This window comes from Stappia sp. ICDLI1TA098, assembly GCF_054880955.1.
This window is the reverse complement of record NZ_JBTZBT010000001.1, coordinates 1,729,011-1,750,086: the sequence shown is the minus strand read 5'-3', so window position 1 is coordinate 1,750,086 and position 21,076 is coordinate 1,729,011. Positions and strand designations below refer to the sequence as shown.

At 67.3% G+C, this 21,076-nt stretch carries 21 protein-coding genes; 16 read left to right on the top strand and 5 right to left on the bottom strand.

The annotated features are described in order from the left end of the window. Window positions 1–20: 20 nt before the first annotated feature. The 4 genes from ACSLUQ_RS07940 to ACSLUQ_RS07925 all read right to left on the bottom strand — a co-directional run bounded on the left by ACSLUQ_RS07940 (window position 21) and on the right by ACSLUQ_RS07925 (window position 4,499). A complete protein-coding gene (locus ACSLUQ_RS07940; RefSeq protein ID WP_417772797.1) occupies window positions 21–1,868 on the bottom strand; it encodes an SLC13 family permease in 1,848 nt (615 codons plus the stop codon). Window positions 1,869–2,047: 179 nt separating this feature from the next. Then, a complete protein-coding gene (locus ACSLUQ_RS07935; protein ID WP_417772798.1) occupies window positions 2,048–2,518 on the bottom strand; it encodes an RDD family protein in 471 nt (156 codons plus the stop codon). A 93-nt stretch (window positions 2,519–2,611) separates the two neighbouring features. Then, window positions 2,612–3,835 carry a threonine ammonia-lyase gene (locus ACSLUQ_RS07930; RefSeq protein WP_461808191.1) on the bottom strand — a complete coding sequence of 408 codons (1,224 nt, stop codon included), beginning with the start codon at window positions 3,833–3,835 and terminating at the stop codon, window positions 2,612–2,614. 43 nt (window positions 3,836–3,878) lie between these two features. Beyond that, window positions 3,879–4,499: a LysE family translocator gene (locus tag ACSLUQ_RS07925; protein ID WP_417772800.1), complete on the bottom strand. Its 621-nt coding sequence runs from the start codon at window positions 4,497–4,499 to the stop codon at window positions 3,879–3,881. Window positions 4,500–4,600: 101 nt separating this feature from the next. On the opposite strand from ACSLUQ_RS07925, the gene ACSLUQ_RS07920 reads away from it, so the two are divergent. Next, the gene (locus ACSLUQ_RS07920; RefSeq protein ID WP_461808190.1) at window positions 4,601–6,022 is read left to right on the top strand and encodes an aminotransferase-like domain-containing protein; all 1,422 of its coding nucleotides are present in this window, start codon (window positions 4,601–4,603) and stop codon (window positions 6,020–6,022) included. 16 nt (window positions 6,023–6,038) lie between these two features. Here ACSLUQ_RS07920 and hemB read toward each other — a convergent pair whose 3' ends face one another. Continuing rightward, on the bottom strand, window positions 6,039–7,007 hold the full coding sequence (gene hemB, locus ACSLUQ_RS07915) for a porphobilinogen synthase (RefSeq protein WP_417772844.1): 969 nt from the start codon (window positions 7,005–7,007) through the stop codon (window positions 6,039–6,041). A 257-nt stretch (window positions 7,008–7,264) separates the two neighbouring features. Here hemB and ACSLUQ_RS07910 point away from each other — a divergent pair, with 257 nt between their 5' ends. The 15 genes from ACSLUQ_RS07910 (at window position 7,265) to ACSLUQ_RS07840 (ending at window position 20,668) form a co-directional block, all read left to right on the top strand. Then, a complete protein-coding gene (locus ACSLUQ_RS07910; protein ID WP_461808189.1) occupies window positions 7,265–8,404 on the top strand; it encodes an isobutyryl-CoA dehydrogenase in 1,140 nt (379 codons plus the stop codon). Window positions 8,405–8,475: 71 nt separating this feature from the next. Next, a complete protein-coding gene (locus ACSLUQ_RS07905) occupies window positions 8,476–8,850 on the top strand; it encodes a DUF5367 family protein (protein ID WP_461808188.1) in 375 nt (124 codons plus the stop codon). Next, a complete protein-coding gene (locus ACSLUQ_RS07900) occupies window positions 8,850–9,899 on the top strand; it encodes an enoyl-CoA hydratase/isomerase family protein (RefSeq protein WP_461808187.1) in 1,050 nt (349 codons plus the stop codon). Before ACSLUQ_RS07905 ends, ACSLUQ_RS07900 begins: the two co-directional genes overlap by 1 nt. 36 nt (window positions 9,900–9,935) lie before the next feature. After that, window positions 9,936–10,346, top strand: a complete 411-nt coding sequence (locus ACSLUQ_RS07895; RefSeq protein ID WP_417772805.1) for a DUF6163 family protein — start codon at window positions 9,936–9,938, stop codon at window positions 10,344–10,346. 55 nt (window positions 10,347–10,401) lie between these two features. Further along, window positions 10,402–11,292 (top strand): 3-hydroxyisobutyrate dehydrogenase, encoded by an 891-nt coding sequence (gene mmsB, locus ACSLUQ_RS07890; RefSeq protein ID WP_461808186.1) that lies wholly within the window; start codon window positions 10,402–10,404, stop codon window positions 11,290–11,292. A 310-nt stretch (window positions 11,293–11,602) separates the two neighbouring features. Next, entirely contained in the window at window positions 11,603–12,115 is a 513-nt protein-coding gene (gene ldtR / locus ACSLUQ_RS07885; protein WP_417772807.1) for a transcriptional regulator LdtR, read from the top strand. Between the two features lie 418 nt (window positions 12,116–12,533). Next, window positions 12,534–13,793 (top strand): L,D-transpeptidase family protein, encoded by a 1,260-nt coding sequence (locus ACSLUQ_RS07880; RefSeq protein ID WP_417772845.1) that lies wholly within the window; start codon window positions 12,534–12,536, stop codon window positions 13,791–13,793. After that, window positions 13,790–13,990 (top strand): DUF6898 family protein, encoded by a 201-nt coding sequence (locus ACSLUQ_RS07875; protein WP_417772808.1) that lies wholly within the window; start codon window positions 13,790–13,792, stop codon window positions 13,988–13,990. Before ACSLUQ_RS07880 ends, ACSLUQ_RS07875 begins: the two co-directional genes overlap by 4 nt. A 271-nt stretch (window positions 13,991–14,261) precedes the next feature. Next, complete coding sequence (glyA, locus tag ACSLUQ_RS07870) at window positions 14,262–15,575, top strand: serine hydroxymethyltransferase (protein ID WP_417772846.1); 1,314 nt, start codon at window positions 14,262–14,264, stop codon at window positions 15,573–15,575. 277 nt (window positions 15,576–15,852) lie between these two features. Next, window positions 15,853–16,329 (top strand): transcriptional regulator NrdR, encoded by a 477-nt coding sequence (nrdR, locus tag ACSLUQ_RS07865; RefSeq protein WP_417772809.1) that lies wholly within the window; start codon window positions 15,853–15,855, stop codon window positions 16,327–16,329. Window positions 16,330–16,341: 12 nt separating this feature from the next. Next, entirely contained in the window at window positions 16,342–17,472 is a 1,131-nt protein-coding gene (gene ribD / locus ACSLUQ_RS07860; RefSeq protein ID WP_461808185.1) for a bifunctional diaminohydroxyphosphoribosylaminopyrimidine deaminase/5-amino-6-(5-phosphoribosylamino)uracil reductase RibD, read from the top strand. Between the two features lie 3 nt (window positions 17,473–17,475). Continuing rightward, window positions 17,476–18,069, top strand: a complete 594-nt coding sequence (locus tag ACSLUQ_RS07855; protein WP_417772811.1) for a riboflavin synthase — start codon at window positions 17,476–17,478, stop codon at window positions 18,067–18,069. 216 nt (window positions 18,070–18,285) lie between these two features. After that, window positions 18,286–18,732, top strand: a complete 447-nt coding sequence (gene ribH, locus ACSLUQ_RS07850) for a 6,7-dimethyl-8-ribityllumazine synthase (protein ID WP_417772812.1) — start codon at window positions 18,286–18,288, stop codon at window positions 18,730–18,732. 3 nt (window positions 18,733–18,735) lie between these two features. Further along, entirely contained in the window at window positions 18,736–19,269 is a 534-nt protein-coding gene (gene nusB / locus ACSLUQ_RS07845) for a transcription antitermination factor NusB (RefSeq protein ID WP_417772813.1), read from the top strand. 163 nt (window positions 19,270–19,432) lie between these two features. Beyond that, complete coding sequence (locus ACSLUQ_RS07840; protein WP_461808184.1) at window positions 19,433–20,668, top strand: MFS transporter; 1,236 nt, start codon at window positions 19,433–19,435, stop codon at window positions 20,666–20,668. Window positions 20,669–21,076: the final 408 nt, after the last annotated feature.

Sequence of the window (21,076 nt, the reverse complement as noted above, 5' to 3'; positions counted from 1 at the left end):
TTAACCTCTGCCTGTATGTCTCAAAGCATGGTGAAACCATAATACATTGGCGCAAGAAAAGTGAATGCCAACCAAAGAAGTACAGCAAGCGGCGCTCCTGCGCGAATGAAGTCGGAAAATCTGTAGTGGCCGGGACCCATGACGATCAGATTCGTCTGGTAGCCGATGGGCGTGGCGAATGAACTGTTGGCGGCGAAGATCACGCAGGTGACGAACGCCTCCGCAGGCATGCCCGTCTGGCGCGCCATATTCACCGCGATCGGGGTGAAGAGAACGGCCGTTGCGTTGTTCGACAGCAGGTTGGTGAGGCACATCACCAGCAGGTAGAGCGCCGAGAGCACCACCATGGGCGGCTGGCCCGCCAGCCTGCCGACGAGCAGGTCGGCGATGGCGCCGGCACCGCCGGTGACCTCGAGCGCCGACGCGGCCGCGATCGAGGCGCCGATCAGCATGAAGATGCGGCTGTCGACCGCGCGCAGCGCCTGGCGCACGTTGAGACAGCCGCCGGCAACCATCGCCATCGTCGCGGCCAGCGACGCGGTGACGATCGGCACCAGGCCCGTGGCGCTGGCCGACACCATCAGCAGGAAGATGACGAGCGCGCGCGGCGCCAGGCGGCGCGGCGGCAGCTCCGCCGCCGACCAGTCGAGCAGAAGCACGTCCCGGTTTGTCCTCAGTCCGGTGATTTCCGCGGCGCTGCCGGCGACGAGCAGCACGTCGCCGGGCTCCAGGCGGATCTCGGTCATCGCCATGCGCGGCATGCGCGAGCGCCTCTGCACGCCCATGACCACGCAGCCGGTCTCCGTGTGGAAGCCGCTCTGGGAGATGGTGCGGCCCGACAGGCGTGAGGCCGGGGCGACGACGGTTTCCGCCAGCGTCAGCGAGCGTTGCTGGGCCGGTGGCGTTTCCGCCTCGCCCGCGTCGTCGCCATTGTTGCCCTCCGCCGCCATCAGCGGATGCCGGCGCGACAGCGCCGCCGTCAGCGCCGAGCGCGTGGCGGCGACGATCAGCGTGTCGCCGGGACGAAGCGTCACGTTCTCGAAAGGCGGCAGGATCGGCCGCTCACCGCGCTGGACGAGGCGCACGGTCATGTCCTTCAGCGCCGGGAACAGGCCCGCCATCGAGGTCTCGCCCTCGAGCGGATGACCGGCGGTGATCTGGATCTGGGCGATGAACTGCTTGCCCGACGAGGATTGCAGCTCGTCCGTCATCGAGCGCCGCGGCTTCAGCAGGAACGGCATGACGAACAGCACATAGACGCTGCCGATGGCGGCGAGCGCGACGCCGAGGCCGGTGAAGCTGAAGAACGTGAGGCGCACGTCGCTGGTACGCGCGGCGACGTCGGCGACGAGGAGGTTGGTCGATGAGCCGATCAGTGTCGTCATGCCGCCGAGGATGGCAATGAAGGAGAGCGGCATCAGCAGCCGCGCCGAGGAGCGGCCCTGCGCCGCCGCCACCGCCGAGAGGATCGGCAGGAACATGACCACGACGGGCGTGTTGTTGAGAAAGCCGCTGATCACCGCGACGGCGATCAGGATCGGCACCGTGGCGAATGTGGGAAAGCGCTTCGTGGCGTTGACGATCATCTTCGCCGGCCGCTCCAGGGCGTTGGTCTGGAACAGTCCCTGGCCGACGATGAGCAGGCAGATGACGGTGATCAGCGCCGGATTGGCGAAGCCCGCAAGGATCTGCGCCGCGCCGAACGGCGTGCCGCCCAGGTTCGCCGGAAAGGCGGTGAAGATCGCCAGGAAAGCGACGATCGATCCGAGTGCGATGGCCTCCAGCGCGAACCTCTCGGTCGCGTAAAGCACGATCGTCACGACGATCACCACGAGCGTGAGGATCATGGCTGGATCGGCTGGCATCATGCGGTCGGTCCGTATCCTCTTCCCGGCCATGCCCGAAAGGCACGGCCGCGGTGGTCGCGAACCTTAAGTTCTATCCCCCGCGCGCCGCTTCGCAAAGCCGGAATGACAGCGCCGCCTGCCGCGCGCACGGGAATGATTTTGCGCAAAACCCGTGATCAGCGCCAAACCGCGCGCCCGGATCAGCCGCGGGCGCGGTTGAGCACCACTGTGCCGAGGATGATGTCGTGCAGCAGGCGCTTCTCGATGTTGAGCAGGCTGACGATGAGAACCAGCGGCGTCAGCAGCGTCACGGAGAACCAGAACAGCAGCGCGTGGATGGCCGCGATCAGCATGTCCGGACGGCGACCGTCCATCATGCGCATGGTCAGACCCATGGCGCGCATGCCGGGGGTGGCGCTGGTCGCACCGCCGAGCGAGACCGCCACATAGACCAGCGCGACGGCGGGCCACAGGATGGGAAACAGCAGCCAGCCGAGCCCCAGAGTGAAGATGCCGAGGAAGAACACGAGCACGCAGGACAGCAATGTCACCGCGCCGATGAGAAAGGCGTCGATCACGAATGCGAAGACGCGGTTGGTGCGCACGGACGCGAAAAGGGCGGGGTCGGGCGCTGCCGTCGTCTCGTCCGGATATCCGTACTCCTGGCTCATTCTCGGTCCTTCTTGTCGCCGGGACGCATCGTCCCTGTCCCAATGAGATGGGAAGGACGGCGGGGAAATGCAAATCGCTCCGCCGCAGGGGGGCTACAGGCGCGATTCGCCAAGATCGAGCATATGGACGGAATGGCCCGCCCGCTCGAGCGCGGCGAGGATCGTGGCCGCATGGCCGGCATCATGGGTTTCCATGGTGACGTCGAGCGTGGTGCCCTTGGCCGGCACATTGAGGAACAGCCGGTGGTGCGAGACCTCCATGATGTTGCCGCCCTCCTGGCCGATCAGGGTGGAAATCTCTCCCAGGATGCCGGGCCGGTCTGAGGTGGTGATGCGCACCGATACGAGGCGTCCGTCGCGGGCGAGCGCCCGCACCATGATGGAGGAAAGCAGCCGCGGGTCGATGTTGCCGCCGCACAGCACCAGGCCGACGCGCCGGCCGGAGAAGCGCTCCGGCGCGGCCAGCATGGCGGCAAGACCGGCGGCCCCGGCGCCTTCGGCCATGGTTTTCTGCAGCGTCATGTAGGCATTGATCGCCTGCTCCAGCGCAGCTTCGTCGACAAGGAGAATGTCGTCGACGGTGCGCCGCACGATCTCCAGCGTCAGTCGGCCGACATTCTTCACCGCGATGCCCTCGGCAAGGGTCGCCCCGCCGCAGTGGGCGGGCTTTCCCTCAAGGGCGGCGACCATCGAGGGATAGAGGCGCGATTCCACTCCGATGACTTCGATGCCGGGCTTCAGCGCCTTCGCCGCCGTCGCCATGCCGGAGATAAGCCCGCCACCCCCGACCGGGACCACGAGGCAGTCGAGCTCCGGCTGGTCCTCGAGCATCTCCAGCGCGATCGTGCCCTGTCCGGCGATGATCGCTTCGTCGTCGTAGGGATGAACCCACACGAGGTCTTCCGCCGCGGCGAGGCGCTCGGCCTCCGCCTGCGCATCGGCGAGCATCTCGCCGGCGAGAACCACCCGCGCGCCGTAACCGCGCGTCGCCGCGACCTTCACGATCGGCGTCGGCTCCGGCATGACGATGGTGGCTGGAATGTCGAGCCGTGCGGCGTGATAGGCCACCGCCTGGGCGTGGTTCCCCGCCGACATGGCGATGACACCGCGTGCCCGCTCGGCCTGCGAGAGCGCGAGCAGCTTGACCAGCGCGCCGCGCTCCTTGAAGGCGTTGGTGACCTGGAGGTTTTCGTATTTGACGAAGACCTCGGCGCCGGTCAGCCGCGACAGTTTTGGCGCCGGCAGGAAGGGGGTGCGCATCACCGCCCCCTCGATCAGGCGCGCGGCCTCGCGGATCGTGTCGAGGGTGACGGACATCGGGCAGGCTCCCGGCAGGAAGAAGGAAGGTCCTCCTGTGCCATCAAGCCGGGACCATTTGCAAGCTCGCGATGGTGGAGCCGACCATGAGCGCGGCAAGCGCGATGCGCAGGCCCTGCAGAAAACGCCCGTTGCCGGTGCTCTCGCGCAGCCACGACCCGCACAGCAGCCAGAGGCCGTTGAGCACGAATCCGAGGCACAGGAAGGACAGCGACACGGTGAGCGCGTCGGCGAGATAGCGCGCCGGGGAGACGAACTGGGAGATCGCCGCCACCTGCATGGCGTAGGCCTTTGGGTTGAGCGGATGGACGATAAGGCCGCGCGGAAAGCCGGGCACCCGCGCCGCGCCCGAGGGCCCCTTGGCCGGGCTGCGGACCACGACCCAGGCCAGATAGAGAATGTACCCCATGCACGCCCAGCGCAGCACGGCGAAGACCTGCGGCGCGCTGGTCAAAAGGGCGTAGAGACCGGCGACATTCAGCCAGAAGATGATCTGAAAGCCGCTCATGGTGCCGAGCAGGAAGGGCAGGGCGGGGCGCGCGCCAAAGGCCAGGCCACTTGCCATCAGCGCCATGTTGGCTGGCCCCGGCGAGCCGACCATGGCGAGGATGAAAAGCCCGAGCAGGGCGAACTGGGCAAGGGGCATCACGCTTTCGGGCGACATTTCGGCGACTCCGGCGGGCGACGGCCTCGACCGTCGCGACTTGTATCGAGGCGGCGAAACTTGCTTGAATCAATTCGTGGTACAATAGTAATATTGTACTCATGACAATATTCCTGAACCTTGCGGATAGCATCGACGAACCCCCCTCGGCGAGGGTGATCGAGGCGCATCTGCGCGCAGCCGTCACCGACGGGGCTCTGGCCCCGGGAACCCGCCTGCCGCCGATCCGCGAGGCGGCATGGCAGTTGCGCTGCGCGCCGGGAACCGTGGCGCGCGCCTACAAGGCGCTGGTGCTGGCCGGCCTCGCCCACGGCGAGGTGGGGCGGGGAACGTTCATCGGGGGGAGCGATCCGTGCATCGCCTTTCCGCCCGGTCTTTCCGGCGAGGCGCGCGCGGACCGCGCGAGCGCCGACGCCGTGCCGGCGCCCACGGTCGATCTCGCCATCAACAGTTTCGGCATGGAGGACCCCGGCGCGCTGGTCGCCGGCGGGCTCGCCCATGCCGCCGAGGTGCTCGGGCAAGGCGCGCCGGCCGGCTATCGCCCGGCCGGCGGCGGCAGCGGGGAACGGGAAGCCGTGCTGCCGTTTCTCGCCCGCTGGCGCGACGGGCTGGAGCCCGGCAACGTGGTCATCACCGGCGGCACCCAGTCGGCGCTCTTTGCCGCGCTGCTGGCGCTGCGCGACCAGGGCGGGGGGCTTGCCTGTGACCAGCTCACCTATCCAGGCGTGATCGCGGCCGCCGCCGCCATTGGCCTGCGCCTGCACGCGGTCGTCGCCGACGGGGAGGGCATGTCGCCCGATGCGCTCGATGCGCTCGCTGCCAGGGTACCGCTCGCCGGGGTCTTCGTCATGCCGGGTATCCACAATCCGACGGGGCGCGTGATGGGCGCGCGGCGGCGCGCGGCACTCGCCGAGATCGCCGCGCGGCGCGGCCTCACCGTGATCGAGGATCAGGTCTACGGATTTCTCCTGGACGCGGACGGACCCGGCTTCTCCCATCTCGTGCCGGAGCGCACGGTGCTGGTGACGGGGCTGTCAAAATGTGTCTCGCCGATACTGCGCGTTGGCTACGCGGCGGCGAGCCCGCTGCTCGCCCGCCGTATCCTGGCGGTGCAAAACGCCATGCAGCTGATGGTGTCGCCGGTGCTGACGGAGGCAGCGTCCTGGATCCTGGGCGGGCCGGGGCTGGAGGCGCGGATCGCACGGCTGCGGGCTGGGGTTGCCCGGCGCGGTGCGCGCGCGGCGGCGCTGCTGCCCGGCGTCGACCCGGCGCGCCTCTCGGGCGGTCTCGCGTGGATGGAGCCGGGTTCGGGCTGGCGGGCGGAGGAATTCGCCGCAGAGGCGTTGCGCCTCGGGGTGCGGGTCAGCCCGGCGCGGCCCTTCGCCGTTGATCCGCGCGGCGCGCCAGAGGCGGTACGCCTCTGCCTTGCCTGCGAGCCCGACGAAACGCGCTTCGAGACGGCGCTTGAAACGCTTGCCGGGCTCGCTGGCCAGTCGTTCCCGGCCGCGGCCATGCTGCCGTGACCGGGATGGCGTCCTCTCAGTCGCGGCCGAGCAGCTTGCGTGCCGCGTCCACCGCGAAATAGGTGAGCACGCCGTCGCAGCCAGCGCGCTTGAACGCCGTCAGGCTTTCCATCATGGCGCGCTCGCCGTCGATCCAGCCGTTGTTGGCGGCGGCCATGATCATCGCGTATTCGCCCGACACCTGATAGGCGAAGGTCGGTCGCAGGAAGCTGTCCTTCACCCGGCGGATGATGTCGAGATAGGGCATGCCGGGCTTCACCATGATCATGTCGGCGCCCTCGGCGAGGTCGAGCTCGACCTCGTGCAGTGCCTCGTCGGTGTTGGCCGGGTCCATCTGGTAGGTGCGCTTGTCGCCGACCAGCGTCGCATTGGTGCCGACCGCGTCGCGGAAGGGGCCGTAGAAGGCGGAGGCGAATTTCGCGGCATAGGACATGATCTGCACGTCCGTGTGGCCGCTCGCGTCGAGCGCGGCGCGGATCGCGCCGATGCGCCCGTCCATCATGTCGGAGGGCGCGATCACATCCGCGCCGGCGTCCGCCTGCAGCAGCGCCTGGGCGACGAGCTGCTCGACGGTCTCGTCGTTGAGCACCGTCTCGCCGTCCATCAGCCCGTCATGGCCGTGGCTGGTGTAGGGATCGAGCGCGACGTCGGTGATGATGCCGAGGGGAAGGCCGGCACCCTTGATCGCCCGACAGGCGTTGCAGATCAGGTTCTCCGGGTTGAGCGCCTCGGAGCCATTGGGGTCGCGCAGCGAGGGATCCGTGTTGGGGAAGAGAGCAATCGCGGGAATGCCGAGCTCGGCGGCCTTTTCCACCACCCCGGCGATCCGGTCGACCGAATGGCGCGAGACGCCGGGCATGGAGGGAACCGGCTCCTCGATGTTGCTGCCGTCCGTCACGAACACCGGCCAGATCAGGTCGTCCACGCCGAGCGTATTCTCCCGCACCAGCCGGCGCGACCAGTCGGTGCGTCGGTTGCGGCGCATGCGCCGTCCCTCGAGAATGGTGTCGAGCTGGATGGCCGGGCGGCCTTCGAGAGGGCGCTGGGGGGCGGTCATGACGGGATCTCCTGCGGGCTGGTCCGAAACCGGACGTGGCGTGTGGCGGGACATTAACCGCTTGGCGCGTCGGTCGGAAGCCGGCGGCGCGCGCTTTCCGCCGACAGATTGACGCGGCCGCGGGGGGCCGGTACTTCACGAGGGAGGCGGTCCCGCGCGGACCGATGCGGGAGGAGATGCGGCGCATGGATTTCACCCTAGGCGAGGATCAGCGGGCCTTCCAGGACGTGGCGCGGGCATTTGCCCGCGACGAGATGGAGCCCTTCGCGCACGACTGGGACGAGCGGTCCGAATTCCCGGTCGCGACGCTGCGCGAGGCGGCGGAACTCGGCTTCGGCGGGATCTATGTCGGCGATGACGTCGGCGGCTCCGGGCTGACGCGCCTCGACGCGGCGGTAATCTTCGAGGAACTGGCCGCCGGCTGCACCTCCACCGCCGCCTATATCTCGATCCACAACATGGCGGCGTGGATGATCGACCGCTACGGGACGGACGCGCAGCGCCGGCGCTTCCTGCCCGAACTCTGCACCATGGCGCGCTTCGCCAGCTACTGCCTGACCGAGCCGGGCGCGGGCTCCGATGCCGCGAGCCTGCGCACCCGTGCCGTTCGCGACGGCGACCACTACGTCCTCAACGGCTCGAAGGCCTTCATCTCCGGTGGCGGTGTCTCCGACGTCTATGTCGTGATGGTGCGCACCGGCGGCGACGGCCCGAAGGGCATTTCCTGCATCGTGGTGGAAAAGGGCACGCCCGGCCTGTCCTTCGGCGCGCAGGAGGTCAAGCTCGGCTGGAAGAGCCAGCCGACCGCGCAGGTCGACTTCACCGACTGCCGCGTGCCGGTCGACAACCGCATCGGCGCGGAAGGGGAGGGCTTTCGCATCGCCATGGCAGGCCTCGACGGCGGCCGGCTCAACATCGGCGCCTGCTCGCTGGGCGCGGCGCGCGCCTGCCTCGACCGCTCGATCGTCTATCTCAAGGAGCGCCGCCAGTTTGGCCGCGCGCTCGCCGAATTCCAGGCTCTTCAGTTCCGCCTTGCCGACATGGCGACCGAACTGGAGGCGGCGCGCCTGCTGCTGCACAAGGCGGCGACGCTGGTCGACGCCAAGACCCCCGATGCCACCCGCCTGGCGGCGATGGCCAAGCGTATGGCCACGGATGTGGGTTTCTCCGTCGTCAACGAGGCGTTGCAATTGCACGGCGGTTACGGCTATCTCCGGGACTATCCTGTCGAGCGCTTCCTGCGCGACGTGCGGGTGCACCAGATCCTGGAAGGCACCAACGAGATCATGCGCGTGATCATCGCGCGCGATCTTCTGAAGGACTGAGGAGAGCGTCGCATGGCCCGCCACCCCGCAAACGGCAAGGCCTGGGGCCTTGCGGCAGGAGATCTCGGAGAATGAGGCGGGGGCTCTTCGTCGGGATCGCCGGCTGGCTGGCCGCGACCGTGCTGTTTCGCCTGTTCGGCGACATGATTCTGCCCGGACCGGGCCCCGCCTATGTTGCGGCGATGATCGTCGGCGGTGTTCTCGCCGTCGCGGTGGCGCTTGCCGCCGCGCGGCTTTTCTGCGAGCCGGGCAAGAGCGCCCGTTTCGCCGCAGGCGTCGTCATCCCCGGTCTCTTCGGCGATGCCGCGACGACGCTTGCCTTCCCGGATGTCTTTCCCGCGATCCCGGCCGCCCGCGATGCGCTTTTCGCTGCGATGATGCTGTGGGGCTACGGGCTGATTCTGGCCGGGCTGATCCTTTTTGGCGACAAGGTAGTGAGGTCTTGATGAGCGAAGCTGAAATCCTTTTCGATCGGCAGGGCCGCGCCGGCCTCGTCACGCTCAACCGCCCGAAGGCGCTCAACGCGCTGACGCACGCCATGGTGAGCGCGTTCCATCGCCAGCTCGATGCCTGGCGGGATGACGAAACCGTCGGCTGCGTGATCGTCAAGGCGGCGGGTGACAGGGCGTTCTGCGCCGGCGGCGACATCCGCCAGGTCTATGACCAGGGCAAGGCGGGCGACCCGACCCAGCGCGACTTCTTCGCCGACGAATACCGGCTCAATGTTGCCATCAAGCGCTTTCCCAAGCCCTATGTCGCACTGATCGACGGCATCGTCATGGGCGGCGGCGTCGGCGTTTCGGTGCACGGCGGCTACCGCATCGGCACCGAGCGCACGACCTTCGCCATGCCGGAGACCGGGATCGGCTTCTTCCCCGATGTCGGCGGCAGCTACTTCCTGCCGCGCATGCCCGACGAGACCGGCATGATGGTGGCGCTCTCCGCTGGCCGGCTGAAGCAGGCCGATGCTCTGTGGAGCGGCGTGCTGACCCATGGCGTCAACGCCGAAGATCTGGCGGCGGTCGAGGCGGCGCTGTGCGAGACGCAGGACATCGACGGCACGCTCGCTCATTTCACCGCGCGCTGCGATCCCGGCCCCGCGCCGCTGGCCGGACGCGCGGGACCTGTCGCCGGGATCTTCTCGGGCGGTTCGGTCACCGCGATCCTGGATGCGCTCGACGCTGCCACGGGCGACGATGCGGAGTGGGCGGGAAAGCTCGCCCAGCAGATCCGCGCCAAGTCGCCGATGAGCCTGGAGGTCGCGTTCGAGCAACTGCGCCGTGGCGGAGCGCTCGATTTCGAGGCGTGCATGCGCATGGAGCACCGCATCGTCAGCCGCATTCTCAAGGGGCATGATTTCTACGAGGGCGTGCGCGCGGTGATCGTCGACAAGGACAATGCGCCCGTCTGGTCGCCGGCGAGCCTGGACGAGGTGCGCCGCGAGGACGTGGAGGCGCATTTCGAGATGCCAGAGGGCGGCGATCTCGATGTCTGATTCCGCCGCCCGCCCCGCCACCGGAAGGACCCGGCCATGATCGGCGCATTGCGCGACTTCTGGAGCAACAAGCGCGACTGGAACTCGGTGCTCGTGTGGTACCTGCGCGCCATGGCGATCCTGCTCATCGGCGGCGGCCTGATCCACTGGGCCCGCATCGTCGGCATCGTGCCCTGGCGGGGCGCGTGGTTCTGGGAAATGCCGGTCGAGTGGCAGGCGGCGACGGTGTTTTTCGCCGTGCTCGATCTGGTCGCGGCCATCGGCCTGTGGCTGGCCGTGTCCTGGGGCACGGTGATGTGGCTGCTGCGGGCGCTGACGCAGGTCGTCATGCACTCGCTGTTTTCCGACATCTACGGGCGCAGGCCCTACGAGATCGCGTTCTATCTGACGACGATCGCGATCTATCTGGTGATCCTCTATCTCGCCGACAGGGAACAGCGACGATAGGGCGGTCGTCCGGGAATCTCATCTGACAATCAACGCCACTGGGGAGTGAAGGAACATGGCTACGATCGGATTTGTCGGGCTTGGCAACATGGGCGGGCCGATGGCGGCGAACCTCGTCAAGGCGGGGCACGTCGTCAACGGGTTCGACCTGTCGCAGGCCGCGAAGGACCACCTCAAGGAGGCTGGCGGCACCCCGGTGGAAACGCTGGCCGAGGTCGCATCGGGCGCTGACGTCATCGTCACCATGCTTCCCGCCGGCGCCCATGTGCGCAAGGTCTACACCGGCGAGGACGGGCTCTTTGCCCACGCCAGGGCGGGGACGCTGATGATCGACAGCTCGACCATCGACGTGGAAAGCGCCCGCGCGGTGGCGAGCGCTGCCGAGGTGGCCGGCATGGCCATGGTCGATGCGCCGGTTTCCGGCGGCGTCACCGGTGCGGCCGCCGGCACGCTCACCTTCATGGTCGGCGGGCCCGACGAGGCCTTCGCCGCCGCCAGGCCCTATCTCGACATCATGGGCAAGACGATTGTCCATGCGGGCGGGGCGGGCAACGGCCAGGCTGCCAAGATCTGCAACAACATGCTGCTCGGCATCTCGATGATCGGTGTCTGTGAGGCCTTCGTTCTGGCCGAGCGTCTCGGTCTCGACCACCAGAAGCTCTACGACATCTCGTCGACCGCGTCCGGCCAGTGCTGGTCGCTGACGACCTACTGCCCGGTACCGGGCCCGGTGGAGACGTCGCCGGCGAACCGCGACTACCAGCCGGGCTTCGCCGCAGCGATGATGCTGAAGGACCTGAAGCTCGCGCAGGAGGCGGCCAGCACCTCGGGCACCTCGACGCCGCTCGGCGCGGAGGCGGCCGCGCTCTACAACCTGTTCTGCAATGCGGGCGAGGCCGGCACCGATTTTTCCGGCATCATTCGTTTCCTGCGCGGTAACGAATAGGCGTCGGCGATCCCGGCGCGCGCGGCCTGGGACGGTTTTTCCGGGCCGTGGAGCCCTCCTGGAGCGCAAGATGGGCACGATCTGTCCCTTTCGCGCTCCACGATTTGCGGTGGACGCCACGTAATCCCTTGAGAAAACATGTTCTCGGCAAGTACTGTGGTTAACGAAACGTATTTTCATTCATCCTGCAACGCATTTGCGCGTTAACCAGCGATTTAGTCTTCTTTTTAAGCGGATTTTAGAAGCCTCCAAGTACTCTGTCCTCAAGGTGACAAAAAAGGCACCGCAAACAATACATGAGGCGCAGACAATGATGACGGCGAAAAAAGCGGCCGATGCAGTGATGCAGGCCGAAGAAGGCGACGAGATCAAGCCGCTGTATCTTGAAGCACTGACGCTCGTCGAGCGACTGCATCGTCGCTTGCTGGACGTGATCAAGGACGAGTTCGACCGCGAAGGCCGGAATGACGTCAACAGTGTTCAGGCGCTGCTGCTGTTCAATATCGGCGACGCGGAGCTGACGGCAGGCGAGCTCAGGACTCGCGGCTACTATCTCGGCTCGAACGTGTCCTACAACCTGAAGAAGCTCGTCGACATGGGCTTCATTCACCACCAGCGCTCGCGCACGGACCGCCGTTCGGTTCGCGTCAGCCTGACGGACGAGGGCAAGAACATCGCCACCAAGGTGGCCGCGCTCTACGAACGGCACATGCTGTCCGTCGAGCAGGTTGGCGAGATCGGGCCCGAGGACCTCAAGGTTCTCAACCGCTCGCTGCGTCGCCTGGAGCGGTTCTGGACCGACCAGATCCTCTATCGGCTCTGACGCCGCCAGGACATCGACTGCACTGGTCTGATCGACAACGGGCCGCTCCGTACGCCGGAGCGGCCCGTCGTGCGTTTGCCCTCCGGACACGGCGGGCTGGCGCGGGTTCCGGGGCGTGCGACATGAATGCGCCACATTATCATGGATATCCAGAAGCGTTGGGGGCTTCCGTCCTCCGGTATTGCATCCGGAAGTCCTCGCACATGTGCCCCGCGCGCCCGTAAGGCCAAATTTGCCGCACGGATTGCGGCGCGGGCCCTTTTGCGTGATCGTTTGTTAAGGTCATCACGCTACCCCTGAAACGACAGATCGTTTCATCGCAGGCAAGAGTGGAGTGGACGTGGTGGGAATTCGACGGGCCCGGATCATCGGATCGAGCGCCGCGCGCGGCGTCGCCAATCTCATTCCGCTTGCGCGCATGCCCCTGGCGCTGCTCGGCGCGGCGCTGGCCGTTTCGGCGATGCCGGCGGGAAGCGCATCGGCACAGACCGCGCTCCAAGGCATCATCGAACAGCAGCAGCGGGTGGAGTGGCGCGACCAGTTCGACACCACGACCATGCGCAGCCTGCAGAAGGTCGAATCCTCCTATCCGACGCTTTCGCCCGATACGGCCGCCTATGTCGAGACGGCGATCCAGCGCTACTCCGCCATCGTTCAGCAGGGCGGCTGGCAGCCGGTGACGAGCGGGCGCAAGGCGATGCGCCTGGGCGCGCGCGATGCCAACGTCGTGTCGCTGCGTCGCCGCCTGATGGTCTCCGGCGATCTCGAGCAGACCGCCGGCCTGTCCGACACCTTCGATTCCTACGTCGATGCGGCGGTGCGGCGCTTTCAGATCCGCAACGGCCTGACGCCGGACGGTGTTGTCGGCAAGGGCACGCTCGACGCGCTCAACGTGCCCGCGAACCAGCGCCTGTCACAGCTCGAGACCAACCTGGTGCGGCTGCGTTCCATGTCCGGCTTCCTGGGTGACCGCTACGTGATGGTCAACATCCCGGCCGCCGAGATCGAGGCGGTGGAGAACGGACGTGTGCGCTCGCGTCACACGGCCGTGGTCGGCAAGATCGACCGCCAGACGCCGATCCTCAATTCGTCGATCTACGAGCTCAACTTCAACCCGTACTGGACGGTGCCGGTCTCGATCATCCGCAAGGATCTGATCCCGAAGATGAAGCAGGATCCGAACTACCTCGAGAAGAACCGCATCCGCATCTTCGACTGGAAGGGCAACGAGCTTGCCTGGCAGCAGATCGACTGGAACACGGACGAGGCGACCCAGTACCAGTTCCGCCAGGAACCGGGCGAGATCAACTCGCTGGGTTCCGTGCGCATCAACTTCCACAACAAGCACCAGGTCTATCTGCACGACACGCCGTCGAAGTCGCTGTTCGGCTCCGACTACCGGTTCCATTCCTCCGGTTGCGTGCGCGTGCAGAACGTCCGCGAGCTGATCACCTGGCTTCTGGAAAGCACCACGCCGGACTGGAGCCGCGCCCGTGTCGACGAGACGATCCGCTCCGGCGCGCGCGAGGATGTGAAGCTCAGGGGCAAGATCCCGATCTACATGACCTACATCACCGCCTGGGCGACCGCCGAGGGCGTGGTGCATTTCCGCGATGACATCTACGACCGCGACGGGCTGACCCTTGGCGGTCCGGAGACGGGAGTCGCGTTGCAGTGAGCGCGCCCTCCGGCCCCGCGGGAGAGGTCTATTTCGAGTTTCACGCCGTTGGCCGCCAGGTCAAGGTAACGGCCATCGACGCCACCACGGGCGTCGAGGTGATCGTGCTCGGGCCCGTTCAGGCAAGCCGGAGCGACCTCCAGCAACTCGCGCTGCGCAAGCTCCAGCGTCGCCTGCAGGGCGACGCCGCCGGCTAGTTCGCGCAAACCGGCACGGCCGGCGGACCTTGCGGCAAGGCGCGCATGGTGTCGCATCGATGCCAAATTGCCTTGGTTCACTTCACCGCCTGTGGTATTTGCGGAGCCCTCGCAAAGGGCGGGCGCGGCCATTCCGGCAACGGCCCCCGGCAGCCGTTTTGCGGCGAAGGCGGGGGCACGCACCGGGCGTGGCGGGCGGTCCGCAGTCCCGGACAGGCGGCACGGGCCGCATCTTCTTTGTTCATGCTGTGAGAGGGGACCGACGATGTCGATGGCCGATAGCAATCTCGACTCGCCGATTTTTCCGGATTTCTTCACGCGCTCGCTCCGCGACGCCGATCCGGAAATCAATGACGCGATCACCGGCGAACTCGGCCGTCAGCGCCATGAGATCGAGCTGATCGCATCGGAAAACATCGTTTCCCGCGCGGTTCTCGAGGCGCAGGGCACGATCCTCACCAACAAGTATGCCGAAGGCTATCCGGGCAAGCGCTACTATGGCGGCTGCGAGTTCGTCGACGTCGTCGAGACGCTCGCGATCGAGCGCGCCAAGACGCTCTTCGGCGCCAATTTCGCCAATGTCCAGCCGAACTCGGGCAGCCAGATGAACCAGGCGGTGTTCCTGGCGCTGCTGCAGCCGGGCGACACCTTCATGGGGCTCGACCTCAATTCGGGCGGTCACCTGACGCATGGCTCGCCGGTCAACATGTCCGGCAAGTGGTTCAACGTCGTCTCCTACGGCGTGCGTCGGGACGACCACCTGCTCGACATGGACGACATCGCCCGCAAGGCGGAAGAGCACAAGCCCAAGCTCATTCTCGGCGGTGGCACGGCCTATTCGCGCACCTGGGACTGGAAGCGCCTGCGCGAGATCGCCGATTCGGTCGGTGCCTACCTGATGGTCGACATGGCCCATATCGCCGGTCTGGTCGCTGGTGGCGTGCATCCCTCGCCCATCCCGCATGCGCATGTGGTCACCACCACGACCCACAAGTCGCTGCGCGGTCCGCGCGGCGGCATGATCCTGACGAACGACGAGGCGATCGCCAAGAAGATCAACTCGGCCGTCTTCCCGGGTCTTCAGGGTGGTCCGCTGATGCATGTCATCGCCGCCAAGGCGGTTGCCTTCGCCGAGGCGCTGCAGCCTGACTTCAAGACCTACGCGCAGGCCGTTGTGGCCAATGCCAAGGCGCTGGCCTCCAGCCTGCAGGAGCAGGGGCTCGACATCGTTTCGGGCGGCACCGACAACCATCTGATGCTTGTCGACCTGCGGCCGAAGAATGCCACCGGCAAGCGTGCCGAGGCCTCGCTCGGCCGCGGCAACATCACCTGCAACAAGAACGGCATTCCCTTCGACCCGGAAAAGCCCTTCGTGACCTCCGGCATCCGCCTTGGCACGCCGGCCGGCACGACCCGCGGCTTCGGCGTGGCCGAGTTCCAGGAAATCGGCCGGCTGATCGGCGAAGTTCTCGACGGTCTGCGCTCGGCCAACGCCGACGAAGGCAATGCCGCCGTCGAGGCGCGGGTGAAGGAGAAGGTGCTGGCGCTTACCGGGCGCTTCCCGCTCTACTCCTACCTGGACTGAGTGCGGCGCCGGCCTTTCAAGGCCGGCACGCTCACGGCCATTTGCATCGACCCTGTCGCGCGGCGCACTATCCTGGGCGCCGCGCGTTTTCGGCCCTGCCTTTTGGTGCGAGCCGAGCCCGTCGAGGGCGCGGAGGCGCGCCTGATTTCCCATGTGGAGCGTGACTGATGTCGCGCCCCGCGATCCAAGGCGGGCGGTCGGATGACGACCGCGCGCTGTGCAATTGCCCCTCGGCGCGCCCCCGGCGCCGCCCCGTGGTCCGGAGCCAGTACGACGCATGAAGTGTCCCTATTGCGGTTGCGACGACACGCAGGTGAAGGATTCCCGCCCGACCGAGGACAACACCGCCATCCGGCGCCGTCGGGTCTGTGGCGAGTGCGGGGGACGATTCACCACCTTCGAACGCATCCAGTTGCGCGAGCTGACCGTAGTGAAGCGCAACGGCCGGCGCGTTCCCTTTGACCGCGACAAGCTGGAGCGCTCGGTGCGGATCGCCACGCGCAAGCGGCCGGTGGATCCGGATGCGCTCGAGCGGATGGTGAGCAGCATCGTGCGACAGCTGGAAAGCTCCGGCGAGAGCGACGTGAAGGCGAGCGACATCGGCAATCTGGTGATGGAAGGGCTGAAGGACATCGACGACGTCGCCTATGTGCGCTTCGCCTCCGTCTACAAGAACTTCAGGGAGGCGCGCGACTTCGAGGCGCTTCTTGACGAAATGAGCGGGCCGGAAGCGGAACCTGCAAACGAAAGCTGAGCGGACGGATACGTGAAAGTTTCGACTTGTCGGGATGACGCCCGCTTCATGGCGGCCGCGGTGGCCTATGCCCGCAGGGGCCTGGGCAAGGTCTGGCCAAACCCGGCGGTCGGCGCGCTGATCGTGCGCGACGACGGCAACGGACCACGCGTCGTCGGACGTGGCCACACGCAGCCTCCCGGGGGGCCTCATGCCGAGGTTGTGGCGCTGCGCCAGGCAGGCGACCTTGCCCGTGGCGCGACCTGCTACGTCACGCTCGAACCCTGTTCCCATTATGGCCGCACCGGCCCTTGCGCCGTGGCGCTCGCCCAGGCCGGCGTCGCGCGCGTCGTGATCGGCCTGCTCGATCCCAATCCGCGAGTCGCCGGGCGTGGCGTCGAGATGCTGCGTGCCGGCGGCGTCGATGTCGTTTCGGGCATCCGCGAGGATCTCTGCGCCGCGCTGCATGCCGGTCATGTGCGTCGGCTGGTCGACGGGCGGCCGCATGTGATTCTCAAGCTGGCGGTGTCGCGCGATGGCTTCATCGGTTCTCCCGGCAATGGCCAGGTGATGATCACCGGCGAGGATGTGTTCCGCCGGGTGCATGTCCTGCGTGCCGAATGCGACGGCATTCTCGTCGGCATCGGCACCGTGCTCGAGGACGATCCGGGGCTCGATTGCCGGCTGCCGGGCATGTCGCATCGTTCGCCGGTGCGCATCGTGCTCGACACCCGCGCCCGCATACCGCTCGACAGCCGGCTGGTGACCACTGCCGGGGAGGTGCCGGTGTGGGTGATCGTGTCCGCCGATGTGGATCTGGAGCGCACCGATGCTCTGACCGCCGCCGGCTGCACCGTCATCCGTATCGCCACGCCCAGGAACGAGAGCCTCGATCCCCACGCCGCCCTGCGCGCGCTCGGCCAGCGCGGCATCACCCGCCTGCTGGTGGAAGGTGGCGCGGGCGTGGCGCGTGCGCTTGTCGATGCGGACCTGGCCGACGAGATCTGCGTCTCGCGCGGCAATGTGGAGATCGGGCAGGGGGGCTTGCTGCCCTTCGTCGACGAGGGTATCGAGCTGATCGAACGCGCGTCCTGCTATCGACGGGTTGCCTCCGATGCCGTTGGCGACGACATCATGACGATCTACCAGCGCGAAAGGGCCTGAGCCATGTTCACCGGCATTGTCACCGACATCGGCCGCATCGAAGCGGTGGAGAAGATCCCGGCGGGCCTGCGCACCCGCATCGAGACGGCCTATGACACCGGCTCGATCGACATCGGCGCGTCGATCGCCTGCGCCGGCGTCTGCCACACGGTGACCGCGAAGGGGGGCAACGGCTGGTTCGAGATCGAGTCGGCGGCCGAGACCCTGCGCCTGACCACCGTCGCCGACTGGAAGGCCGGCGACCGGGTGAACCTGGAACGGTCGCTGAAGATCGGCGACGAACTCGGCGGCCACATCGTTCAGGGGCATGTCGACGGCGTCGCGGAGATCCTGGAGCGTGTCGATCATCCCGACAGCGTCTTCTTCCGCTTCCGCGTGCCGGCGGAGCTTGCGCCCTTCATCGCCAAAAAGGGTGGTGTCGCGCTCGATGGCGCCTCGCTGACCGTCAATGAGGTGGAGGGCGACACCTTCACCGTCTTCCTGATCCCGCACACGCTCACGGCCACGACCTTCGATGAGCGGCGCGTCGGCGACCGGGTCAATGTCGAGGTCGACATGATGGCGCGCTATGCCGCGCGGCTGGCCGAATACCGCTGAGCGGAGACGCTTCGGGAAACCATCCGCGGATGCCGCCGAGGGGGCGTGGCAATCTTGTTCTGGACAAACGGCTGGCGGCATGGTTCCTACCGGCACCTTGCCCACCGCACAGCGACGCACCCGGCGCCACCCGCGCCGTTCGTCTTGCGTTGCGGGCACCAGAAATCATCGCGCGCCGCCCCTGCGCCGGCGCCGCAACAGCAGGGATGACCTGACATGTCCGCCCCCAGAATCCTTATGATCGATGCCCGGTTCTACGGCGACCTGGCCGACGCGCTTTGCGAAGGCGCGACCGCCGTTCTCGATGCCGCCGGCGCCGACGTGACCCGCGTGTCCGTTCCCGGCGTTCTCGAAATCCCGGCCGCCCTTGCCATGGCGCTTGCTGCCATGGAGACCGGCGAGGTCGAGTTCGACGGTTTCGTTCTGCTCGGCTGCGTCATTCGCGGCGAGACCACGCATTACGACATCGTTGCCAATGAGTCCGCCCGCGCCGTGATGGAACTGACCATCGACGCCGCGCTGCCGGTGGGCAACGGCATCCTGACCGTCGAGAACGACGAGCAGGCATGGGTGCGCGCCGACCCCAAGCGCAAGAACAAGGGCGGTGCCGCCGCGCAGGCCGCCCTCGACATGATTGCCGTTCGCGACCGTTTCGAGGGTTAAGCCATGACGGACGAGACCGAAGCGCCGAAGGCGCGTGCACCCAAGCCGGCCAACAAGCGCGGAGCCGCCCGTCTTTCGGCGGTGCAGGCGCTTTATCAGATGGACATGGGCGGGGCGCAGATCGCCGATGTTCTGTCCGAGTTCGAGGCCTTCCGTCTGGGCGCGGAACTTGACGGCGAACAGTATCGCGAGGCCGATGCGGCCTGGTTCCGCGATCTGGTCAAGGGTGTGGTCGCCGAGCAGCGACAACTTGACCCGGAGATCCACCGCGCGCTCGTCGCCGGCTGGCCGCTGCGCCGCATCGACACGACGTTGCGCGCGATCCTGCGCGCCGGAGCCTTCGAGCTCATGCACATGAAGATCGTGCCGGCCCGCGTCGTCATCAGCGAGTACATCGACGTCGCCCGCGCCTTCTACGAGAGCGAGGAGCCGCGCATGGTGAACGGCGTGCTCGACCGGCTGGCCCACATGCACCGGCCGGAGGAATTCGGCGGTGTCGCGGCGCCTGAGGGATCCGCCGACACCCCGCACGACTGAGCCCCACGGCACTCGTCCGTTCGCCAGCCATAGACTGGGGCAATGGCTCGCCCGTAGCCATTGCCCTTCTTGCGTGCCTCGCCTAGCCTGATCGCCCCGGCGCCCTGGTGAGTCCTCCCCGGACCCGCGCATGCCGGACCGCAGGTTTCCGAGGACCCCGCCCATGACCAGTACCGCCGCCTCCAGCGAGGCGATACCCTTGATCGACGACCGACTGGCCAAGCGGAATGCCGCGCTTCTCGCCGCGGCACAGGCTCTTGGCGGTGCTTCCGCCTCCATCGTCATTGCCTCTGCCTCGCTTGTCGGGGCGAGCATGCTGGGGGCTGACAAGTCGCTTGCGACGCTTCCCGTCTCCTGCTTCGTCCTCGGCACAGCCTTCGGCACCTTGCCGGCGGGCGCGGTGATGCAGCGTTACGGCCGGCGCGCCGGTTTCGTCGGCGCCGCCGCCTTTGGCATTCTCGCTGGCCTGCTGTCGGCCTGGGGGATCTTTCAGGCGAGCTTTCTGATCTTCTGCCTCGGCACCATGGCCAGCGGGTTCGTCAGCGCCTTTACCCAGCAATACCGCTTTGCCGCCGCCGATACCGCCAGTGACGCCTTCCGGCCGAAGGCGATCTCCTTCGTGCTGGCCGGAGGCGTGCTGGCCGGCATTATCGGGCCGCAGACGGTGATCAACACAGCCGACCTGTTTGATCCGATCCTGTTCGCCGGCACCTATGTCGCCCAGGCTGGTCTTGCGCTTGTCACCCTGTGCATCGTTGCTTTCGTCTCGGTGCCCCGTCCGCCGCGCAGCCGGGGACCGGTCAGCGGCGTGCGTCCTCTCTCCGAGATCATGGCGCAGCCGCGCTTCATCGTCTCCGCCGCGTGCGCCATCACCACCTACGCGCTGATGAGTCTGGTGATGACCGCGACGCCGCTTGCCATGATCGGCTGCGGCCTGACCGCGGACGATGCTGCCCACGGCATCCAGTGGCATGTGCTGGCCATGTTCGGCCCGAGCTTCTTCACCGGCCATCTGATCACCCGTTTCGGTCGCGAGCGCATCGTCGCCATCGGGCTCGCGCTGCTTTCCGGCTGCGCCGCGGTGGCTCTCTCGGGCATCGATGTTGCGCATTTCTGGACGGCGCTGATCCTGCTCGGCCTTGGCTGGAACTTCGGCTTTATCGGCGCCACCGCCATGCTCGCCGACGCCTACCGGCCGCAGGAACGGGCCCGAGTCCAGTCGGTGAACGACTTCCTTGTGTTCGGCTTCGTGGCGATGGCCTCCTTCTCCTCCGGCGCTTTGCTGCAGAACTTCGGGTGGGAGACGGTGAACTGGCTGGTGTTCCCCTTCACCATCGTGAGCCTGATCCTGCTGGTCTGGCTCGTGCTGAGCGAGCGGTCCCGCGCCGGAGGGCTTTGACGGGCGACGCCCGCACAGGGCAGGGGAGAGGTGCCGCCGCGCGCCTCGATGACCCGCTCCCCGTGTGCGGCGTGGATCGCGCCGCGCATCAGCGGTCGCTGGGGCGGGATTGCATGTAAAAAAAACCTCGCGCGTCGGCAGGACCTGCTCGTGGAAGGCGGCGTGAGGGTTCGGGGACGCCATCTCTGAGAAGGCGCGTCGCCGCGCCTCCCGGGAGATCTCCACCATGACGGGCCGGTCTCGGGCCTTTCGGGATTCGCGTCAGGCGCGGGGCTTTGGCGCCTTGCTCTCCCGCGCCGGCCGTCGCGTTTCGCCCGCCGCGTCCTGCGCGGTCGAGACGCGCGCGGGCAGCGGGTTGCTGTGGGCGTCAAGCCCGCAGGCCCTACTCTTTTCCCGGTTGCGAAAACG